At 65.1% G+C, this 8,857-nt stretch carries 10 protein-coding genes; 7 read left to right on the top strand and 3 right to left on the bottom strand.

The window, feature by feature from the left end; all coding sequences use genetic code 11:
* Positions 1-1,115 (bottom strand): chaperonin GroEL (gene groL, locus VDP82_RS09675; RefSeq protein ID WP_323014641.1); only part of this gene is annotated, 1,115 nt, incomplete at its 3' end.
* A gap of 58 nt (positions 1,116-1,173) precedes the next feature.
* Entirely contained in the window at positions 1,174-1,464 is a 291-nt protein-coding gene (locus VDP82_RS09670; RefSeq protein ID WP_198876031.1) for a co-chaperone GroES, read from the bottom strand.
* A 179-nt stretch (positions 1,465-1,643) separates the two neighbouring features.
* Between VDP82_RS09670 and VDP82_RS09665 the strand changes: the two genes are divergently transcribed.
* The 3 genes from VDP82_RS09665 (at position 1,644) to VDP82_RS09655 (ending at position 3,346) form a co-directional block, all read left to right on the top strand.
* Positions 1,644-2,006: a DUF427 domain-containing protein gene (locus VDP82_RS09665; RefSeq protein WP_323014640.1), complete on the top strand. Its 363-nt coding sequence runs from the start codon at positions 1,644-1,646 to the stop codon at positions 2,004-2,006.
* A 52-nt stretch (positions 2,007-2,058) separates the two neighbouring features.
* The gene (locus VDP82_RS09660; RefSeq protein WP_323014639.1) at positions 2,059-2,250 is read left to right on the top strand and encodes a hypothetical protein; all 192 of its coding nucleotides are present in this window, start codon (positions 2,059-2,061) and stop codon (positions 2,248-2,250) included.
* Between the two features lie 166 nt (positions 2,251-2,416).
* Complete coding sequence (locus VDP82_RS09655; RefSeq protein ID WP_323014642.1) at positions 2,417-3,346, top strand: DMT family transporter; 930 nt, start codon at positions 2,417-2,419, stop codon at positions 3,344-3,346.
* A 4-nt stretch (positions 3,347-3,350) separates the two neighbouring features.
* Here VDP82_RS09655 and VDP82_RS09650 read toward each other — a convergent pair whose 3' ends face one another.
* The gene (locus VDP82_RS09650; RefSeq protein WP_323014638.1) at positions 3,351-4,778 is read right to left on the bottom strand and encodes a sigma-54 dependent transcriptional regulator; all 1,428 of its coding nucleotides are present in this window, start codon (positions 4,776-4,778) and stop codon (positions 3,351-3,353) included.
* Positions 4,779-5,079: 301 nt separating this feature from the next.
* On the opposite strand from VDP82_RS09650, the gene VDP82_RS09645 reads away from it, so the two are divergent.
* From VDP82_RS09645 to VDP82_RS09630, 4 genes are all read left to right on the top strand, one after another.
* Positions 5,080-6,306, top strand: a complete 1,227-nt coding sequence (locus VDP82_RS09645; protein WP_323014637.1) for an EAL domain-containing protein — start codon at positions 5,080-5,082, stop codon at positions 6,304-6,306.
* A gap of 183 nt (positions 6,307-6,489) precedes the next feature.
* Positions 6,490-7,356, top strand: coding sequence for a TIGR01459 family HAD-type hydrolase (locus VDP82_RS09640; RefSeq protein WP_323014636.1), 867 nt, complete (start codon positions 6,490-6,492; stop codon positions 7,354-7,356).
* Between the two features lie 5 nt (positions 7,357-7,361).
* Complete coding sequence (locus tag VDP82_RS09635) at positions 7,362-8,336, top strand: bifunctional riboflavin kinase/FAD synthetase (RefSeq protein ID WP_323014635.1); 975 nt, start codon at positions 7,362-7,364, stop codon at positions 8,334-8,336.
* Between the two features lie 158 nt (positions 8,337-8,494).
* Positions 8,495-8,857 (top strand): class I tRNA ligase family protein (locus VDP82_RS09630; protein ID WP_323014634.1); only part of this gene is annotated, 363 nt, incomplete at its 3' end.

Raw genomic sequence — 8,857 nt, 5'->3', positions numbered from 1 at the left:
AGCTTGGCCAGGCGTTCCTGGAGCTTTTCGCGGTCGTAGTCCGAGGTGGTTTCCTCGATCTGCGCCTTGATCTGGCCCACGCGGCCCTGGATGTCGTCGGCCGAGCCGGCGCCATCGACGATGGTGGTGTTTTCCTTGGTGATTTCAACGCGCTTGGCGGTGCCCAGCATGTCGATGGTCACGTTCTCGAGCTTGATGCCGAGCTCTTCCGAGATCACCTGGCCGCCGGTCAGGATGGCGATGTCTTCCAGCATGGCCTTGCGGCGGTCGCCGAAGCCCGGGGCCTTGACGGCCGCGACCTTGAGGCCGCCGCGCAGGCGGTTCACGACGAGGGTGGCAAGGGCTTCGCCCTCGATGTCCTCGGCGATGATGAGCAGCGGACGCTGGCTCTGTACGACGCTTTCCAGGATCGGCAGGATGGCCTGCAGGTTGGAGAGCTTCTTTTCGTGCAGCAGGATCACCGGGTCCTCGAGGACGGCGGTCATCTTCTCGGCATTGGTGACGAAATAGGGCGACAGATACCCGCGATCGAACTGCATGCCTTCCACGACATCGAGTTCGGTCTCGGCGGTCTTGGCTTCCTCGACGGTGATGACACCCTCATTGCCGACCTTCTGCATGGCCTCGGCGATCATGTCGCCGATTTCCTTCTCGCCATTGGCCGAGATGGTGCCGACCTGGGCGACTTCGGCCGAGGAGGTGATCTTCTTGGACGAGGCCTTGAGGCCGTCCACGACCTCGGCGACGGCCAGGTCGATGCCGCGCTTCAGGTCCATCGGGTTGAAGCCGGCGGCGACGGCCTTGATGCCCTCGACGACAATGGCCTGGCCCAGAACGGTGGCGGTGGTGGTGCCGTCGCCGGCAACGTCATTGGTCTTGGAAGCAACCGAGCGCAGCAGCTGCGCGCCCAGGTTCTCGAACTTGTCTTCCAGCTCGATTTCCTTGGCGACCGACACGCCGTCCTTGGTGATGCGCGGGGCGCCGAACGACTTTTCGATCACCACGTTGCGGCCCTTGGGACCCAGGGTGACCTTCACCGCATTGGCGAGGATATTGACGCCGCGCAGCATCTTGTCGCGGGCATCGGTGGAGAATTTGACTTCCTTGGCGGCCATTTATGGCTCCTTGAATATCGAATGTTGAGGGGACGAAAAAACAGGCGCGAGAAGCGGCTTACGCTTCGATCACGCCCATGATGTCGCTTTCCTTCATGATGATGAGGTCTTCACCGTTGAGCTTGACCTCGGTGCCGCTCCACTTGCCGAAAAGCACGCGGTCGCCGGCCTTCACGTCCAACGCGGCCACCTTGCCGTTCTCGTCGCGGGCGCCGGGGCCCACGGAGACGATCACGCCCTCGGAGGGCTTTTCCTTGGCGGTATCGGGGATGATGATGCCACCCTTGGTCTTTTCTTCGCTGTCGACGCGGCGAACCACGACGCGGTCATGCAGAGGACGAAAGCCCATTTTTTGCTCCTTGATCGCAGCAACTGAATGCAAACTTGGCCCTGTTAGCACTCGCCTGATGAGAGTGCTAACAGAGTGCAGCGGATATATGGAGGCCCCCACGGCAAGTCAAGATCGGGCAACCTCACTTTCCGTTCGTGCGTTAGTCTGATGGTTCTTTTTGCTTTTGGCAGGTCACCATGACGCGACAATGTCTGGATAAGGATATCTCCGTCACTCCGGCCCGGGGCCGGGTGCATGTGGCGTTTGACGGCGCCGAGATCGCCAGCTCGCTCAACGCCCTCGAAGTGCGCGAGGCGGGCGAGCCGCTGCGCATCTTCCTGCCCCGCGCCGATGTGCGGGCCGATATCCTGGAGCTTTCCGAAACCCGCACCGTCTGCCCCTATAAGGGCGAGGCGCATTATTACACCATCAAGACGCTCACCGCCGACGGGCCGGACCATGCCTGGTACTACCCCGATCCATGCCCGGTGGTGGCGGGCCTGCTCGATCACATCGCCTTTGCCGGCGATCGCATCGAATATCACTACTCGGCGGTGTGAGCGGCCCTATTCCCTCTTCCCCCTGCGGGCAAGCTGAGCCATAAGTCATGCCATGACCCAGGATAATTCTCTTCAGATCAAGCTGCGCCTCAAGGGCGGCAATGGCCCCAACGCCAACTGGCATTGGGAGGTCCTCGATTCCACCGGCAAGGTGCTCAAGACCGGCAGCGCCGTTGGTCCCGAGCACAAGGCGTTCGCCACCGCGCGCATCGCCAAGGAAAAGCTGGAAGCGGCCGGCAACTGATCCATTGATGCGGGGCGGACGGTTCCGCTGAAACATCGGACCGAAAAGTGCGAAGCGGTTTTCGGATCGACCGGCGCTGTGCCGGGCAAGGGTGATGGATAGGGCGGGGGGCGGCGTCGTGGACCGGCCAGCTGGCGAAAAGACCGGACAGGGAAGCGGCGCGGCCATGACCCGGCGGGTCGATCCCTTGCGGGGCATCGGCCTCAAGGTTCTGTCCGTCTTCTGCTTTGTCATCATGGCCACCATGCTCAAGGCCACCCAGACCATTCCGTCTGGCGAACTGGTGTTTTTCCGCTGCTTTTTCGCCATCCTGCCGGTGACGGTCTGGCTGCTCTGGCGCCGGCAATTGCGCAGCGCGCTCTACACCCGCAACCCGATGGGCCATGTGGTGCGCTCGATCATCGGCGTGGCGTCCATGGGCATGGGCTTTTTCGCCCTGACGCGCCTGCCGCTGCCAGAATCCACCGCCATCGGCTATGCCTCGCCGCTGCTCATCGTGGTGTTCAGCGCCCTGCTGCTCAAGGAGCAGGTGCATCTTTTCCGCTGGACGGCGGTCATTGTCGGCCTGTTCGGGGTGATGGTCATCCTCTGGCCGCGTCTGACCCTGTTTTCCTCGGGCCAGGCATTGGGCAACAGCGAATCGCTGGGGGCGCTTGCCGCTTTCGGCGGCGCTGTGCTCACCGCCTTCGCCATGATGCAGGTGCGCAAGCTGACGCTGACCGAGCGCACCGAGGCCATCGTCATCTATTTCTTCCTCTGCGCCAGCATCATCTCGCTGCTGAGCCTGCCTTTCGGCTGGGTCTGGCCCACGCCGCAGCAGGCCGTGCTGCTGGTGGGGGCGGGCTTTTTCGGCGGATTGGGCCAGTTGCTGATGACCTCGAGCTACCGCTATGCCGACATGTCGGTCATCGCCCCGTTCGAATATGTCTCGCTGCTTCTGACGCTGGTGCTGGGCTTTCTCGTCTTCGGCGACATTCCCACGCTTGCCATGGTCGGCGGGGCGCTCATCATCGTCGCCTCGGGCATAGCCGTCATCATGCGCGAGCACTATCTGGGCCTTGACCGCGTAAAGGCCCGCCAGGCCAATACGCCCTGACCCCTCAGCCCGTTGCGGCCATGTCGGCCCAGCCCTGGCGCTTGCGGTAAATGGTCGAGGGGCTGATTTCCAGCGCCGCCGCCGCCAGCGAGACATTGCCGCCGAAGCTGGCTATCGCGTCCTCGATGATGCGCTGCTCCTGCCGCCACATGGGCAGCACGCCGGGCCTCCTGTCCGGCCGCGGCGCCGGTTCGGCCGGCGGCTGGGCGGCGCGCGCCTCGATATCGGCGGCGTTGAGCATGGCCAGGGTGATATCCCCGCCATCGAACATCACCACCATGCGGCGGATGAGGTTCTGCAACTGCCGCACATTGCCCGGCCATTCGGCGGCGGTGAGCAGGCTGGCCACGTCCGGGGCGAAGCCGGCGAACTGCTTGTGCTCCTCGGCCGCGTAGCGGGCGAGGAAATGACGGGCCAGCAGCATGATGTCGCTGGGCCGCTGGCGCAGCGGCGGCAGGTGGATCGGCAGCACATGCAGGCGGTAGAATAGGTCCTCGCGGAACTTCTTTTCGGTGATGAGCTGCATGGGGTTGCGATTGGTGGCGCAGATGACGCGCACATTCACATGTCGCACGCCAGCTTCCCCCACCCGGCTCAGCGTGCCCGTTTGCAGGAAGCGCAGGAGCTTGGATTGCAGGGAAAGGTCCATTTCCCCGATTTCGTCGAGGAACAGCGTGCCGCCATCGGCCAGCTCGGCCGCGCCCTTGCGGTCGTCATGCGCGCCGGTGAAGGCCCCGCGCGAGACGCCGAACAATTCGCTTTCCATCAGATCGCGCGGAATGGCGGCGCAGTTGATCGCCACCATGCGCTTGCCGGCGCGCGGCCCCCGGCCGTGCAGCGCTTCGGCGCACACATCCTTGCCGGTGCCGCTCTCCCCGGTGATGAAGACCGGCGCCGATGAGGTGGCGATGCGCCCGATCTGTTCATAGACGAACTGCATGGCGCTAGAGGCGCCGATAAAGCCGGCGAAATCGGCCAACCCCTCGCTGCGCGCTTCCAGTTTCAGCGCGCCGCCCTTGCCGTGCCGCTGCGCCAGCTCGCCGATGCGCGCCGCCATGGCCGCGCCATTGAGCGGCTTGACCACGTAGTCATGCGCACCGGCGCGCATCGCGCCCACCGCCGCCGAGACCGATGCGCCATCCGAGAGCGCGATCACCAGCGCGCCATCGGCCAGCTTCACCAGCCGGCCCACCGCGTCGTCGCTGCGCTCGCTGATGTCGCGAAGGCTGCTGAGATCGGCCAGAATCACGTCGAAAGCGCCCTGGCGCAGAAGCTCGCTGCCCTGCCGCCCGCCATCGGCCAGGCTGATGCGCACGCTTTCCCCCAGCGTTTCGGCAAGCGTGTCGACCAGAAGCTGGGCGTGGCGTTGATCGCCCTCGATCAGCAACAGCCGGCCCTGCGCCTCGCTATTGCCCCGGTTATGCGTCGCCATGCGGCCTGGTCCTTGCTCTGGTCGTGCAATCTCGTGTGAAGGGGCGCCGCCCCTCTGTGTTCCGATCATTGGTCAACAGGGTAAATAATCCGTTCCGCCCTGTCGCATTTTGCGTGTCGCCGGCGGAGGCGGGGGCGCAATTGGCCGTGGAAGATAAGGGTCTGTGCGCTTTTGCAGCTTTTCACACGATGCTATGAGGAAAGGGCCGAATCCCCCTCCCGCCATCAGGGGAGGATGGGCGGTGGGGCCGCCCGGATTGTCCGGGCGATGCGGCGCCCACCCAAGCAGCGAAGGTCCGGCCGTGCAGGCATTGGTCTATACGTTCATCGCTCTTGCTGCCGTCGCCATAGGCGCGGCGGCCTCTTTCGGCCTGACCTTTACCCCAGCCAACGCCATACTCGTCGGCCTCGTCTTCGCCGCGATCTGCGTCATGGTGCTCGAGCGCATATTGCGCCAGCGCGCCGAAAACCGCCTCGAGCGCGCCATCGAGGATTTGTCGCGCCTCCTGGCCACCGACGCCCAGGCCGGCGCAGTGCTGGGCCAGCGCATCAATGCCATGGCCGATCTCAATATCGAGGGCCGGCTCGATGGCGTCGAAGCCGATATTTCGGTTCTGGGCACCGTGGTGCGCCAGGTGGCCGAGGCCGTGGCCGAGTTGGAGGAGCGCGCCACCAAGCCGCAGCCGCCGCGCGGCCGCATGCTGAGCGCGCCGGAGGAACCCGAGCCGCCCGAGCCCGAGCCGGTCATTCCGCTCGAAAAGGTCTATCGCGCCCTCGATGACGGGCGCATCCTTTACCATGTCCAGCCGGTGGTGACGCTGCCCCAGCGCCGCCCGCAGGGTTACGATCTCGTGCCGCGCATGCTGCTGGACAATGGCGCTCTGGCCGAGAGCGCCGAATTCATGCCCCGCCATCACGGCGAGGAAGCTCTGCGCCAGATCGAGGCGCTGGCCCTGGTCGAGGCGGTCACCATTGCCCGCCGCTCGCGCACCAATGGCCAGCCGGTGACGCTTTACGTGCCCCTTTCGCGCGCTACGCTGGGCGATGCCGCCGCCGCCGACCAGCTCATCGCCACGCTCGAATCCAACCGCGCCATCGCCTCGGGTCTGATCTTCTCGATCGGCGAGGCCGACTGGAACGATCTCACCACCGCCGAGCGGGCCCTGGCCGACGCCATCCTGCGCAAGGGGGCCTTCTATTCGCTGCTCGGCGTCAAGTCCTTGCGCATGGATATCGCCGAACTGGCGGCGCGTGGCGTGCAGTCGCTGCGCATCGATGCCGCCCGGTTCCTGGCCGAGCCCGAGGCATTCACCGATTTCCATTCTTCCGACATCGCCAGCTATGTCGCCCGCTTCGATATCCGCCTTTTGGCCACCGGCATTGCCAATGAGCACCAGATCATCGAACTGCTCGAAGATGGCGTGCTTTTGGTGCAGGGCCCCTATATCGCGCCGCCCGGCCCGGTGCGCGCCGAGCTGCTATCCACGCCCGCGCGCCCGTCAGCGCCGCTCAGGCGGGCCGAGCTTTAGCGGCCGCGCACGGCATTTTCCCTTGATCGAACGCCAGAAGCTGCCACATAGAGCATCGGACCGAAAACTGCGAAGCGGTTTTCGGATTACTCCGTTGCGATAACAAAACAGGTGGAGCGCCGCATCCGAGTTCATCGGATCGCCCGGCGCTCCGGAATGCGTCCTTTCCTCGGGAATCTTGCGATGACCTCTCCGCTGCCCACCATTTCCGGTCTTTCCGATCTTGCCGGCCGCTATGACGCGGTGCTGAGCGACGTCTGGGGGGTCGTTCACAATGGCGTCGCCGGCTTTCCCACCGCCGTCGAGGCGCTGCGCGAATATCGCAAGACCGGCGGCAAGGTGGTGTTCATCACCAATGCCCCGCGCCCTTCGGCCCCCATCATTGAGATGCTCGATTCCCTCGGGGTTACGCGCGATGCCTATGATTCCATCGTCTCCTCGGGCGATGCCACCCGCGCCATGATCGCCAAATATCGCGGCAAGGCCATCCATCACGTCGGCCCGCCCACCGCCGACGACATGCTCTATGAGGGGCTCGACCTGCGCCGCACCGGCCCCGAAGAGGCCGAGGCCGTGGTGGTGACCGATCTGGACACCGATGACGATACCCCCGAAATGTACCGCCAGCGCGCCGAGCTGTGGCTGGCCCGCAAGCTGCCCATGATCTGCGCCAATCCCGACCGCGTGGTCGAGCATGGCGACAAGATCATCTATTGCGGCGGCGCGCTGGGCGACCTCTATGCCGCCATGGGCGGCATGGTGCTCATGGCCGGCAAGCCCTACCAGCCCATCTATGAGCAAGCCTATCGCCTGGCCGAGGAGGCCGTGGGCCGCCCGCTCGACAAGGCGCGGGTTCTGGCCATCGGCGACAGCGTGCGCACCGACGCCACCGGCGCCGCCCAGTTCGGCGTCGACCTGCTTTTCATCACCGGCTCCATCCATGCCGCCGAGCTTGACGCCTTCGGCAAGCCCGACCCGCAGGCCATTGCCGACCTGCTGGCGCCCAGCCGCGCCCGGGTTGCCGGCTTCCTGCCGCGCCTGGCCTGGTGACGGCCTTGGGCGGGTTCCTTTCCCTTTCGGGCCTCGATGCCGTGCCCGCCGCCTTGCGCGGGGCCTATCTCGCTATCGGCAATTTCGATGGCATGCATCGGGGGCACCAGAGCGTGCTGGCTACGCTCAAGGCCCGCGCCGCCGAGGCCGGCGTGCCGGCGGTGGTTCTCACCTTCGAGCCGCATCCGCGCGACGTCTTTGCGCCGGCGCCCTTCATGTTCCGCCTCACCGATGGCGCGGCAAAGGCGCGTCTGGCCGAGGCTTTGGGCCTTGATGGCATCGTCGTGCTGCCCTTCGATCACGCCTTTTCCCAGATCGAGGCCGAGGATTTCGTCTCCCGCTTCCTCGTCGATGCGCTGGCCGTCACCGGCGTCATCGTCGGGGCCGATTTCCATTTTGGCCGCCAGCGCCGGGGCACCCCCACCTTCCTCAAGGCCGCCGGCGCCGCGCAGGGCTTTGCCGTGGAAATCCTCGACCTCATGGATGAGGGCGACGAGGTCATTTCCTCCTCGCGCATCCGCGCCGCCCTTTCCGAAGGCGCGGTCACGGCCGCCAACCGGCTTCTGGGCTACCACTGGTTCTTCGAGGGCTGCGTGATTAAGGGCGACCAGCGGGGCAGGGAGCTGGGCTACCCCACTGCCAACACCGTCACCCACGCCAATTTCCAGCTCGCACAGGGGGTCTATGCCGTCCGTGCCCGGCTTGGGGACGCGGTGTTCGATGGCGTTGCCGCCTATGGCAAACCCATGTTCGACAACCAGCAGCCGCCCTTCGAAACGCATCTGTTCGATTTCGACGCCGACATTTATGGGCGCACGCTGACCGTCGCCCTGATCGGCCATATTCGCGGCCAGGAGGTTTTTTCCGGCCTCGACGCCCTCATCGCCGCCATGGATCGCGACAGCCGCAAGGCTCGCGACCTGCTGGCCAAGGCCAGGCCCCTGAGCGATCTCGACCGCAAGCTGGGCTTTCTGGGCTAACCTCTTCACCTCTCCCTTCGGGGGAGAGATCGGCTTGCAAAGCAAGCCGGGTGAGGGGGCCTCCCTTCCATCGGGATGCCGCACCCCAAATCATCCTTTGCCCCATCGGCCTTGCCTTGCTAAAAGGCGCGCAAATCTTCCTTTCCGATTGCGTTCCCATGACCGATACCGCTCCGGGCGCCGCCGAAACCGACTATTCGGCCACCCTTTTCCTGCCAGAAACCGAATTTCCCATGCGCGCCGGCCTTCCGGCCCGCGAGCCCGACTGGCTCAAGCGCTGGGAAGAGATGGATATTTACGCCTTGCAGCGCGAGCAGGCGCAGGATCGGCCGCTCTTTACCCTGCATGACGGCCCGCCCTACGCCAATGGCAACATCCATATCGGCCACGCGCTCAACAAGACCCTCAAGGATTTCGTCTCCCGCTCCATGCAGATGCTGGGCTACAATTCCGCCTATGTGCCCGGCTGGGACTGCCATGGCCTGCCCATCGAATGGAAGATCGAGGAGCAGTATCGCGCC

The sequence above is a fragment of the Devosia sp. genome, assembly GCF_034675085.1.
GTDB lineage: Bacteria > Pseudomonadota > Alphaproteobacteria > Rhizobiales > Devosiaceae > Devosia.
Note: the sequence above shows the minus strand (reverse complement) of the source record. Positions and strands in the feature narration are given on the sequence as shown.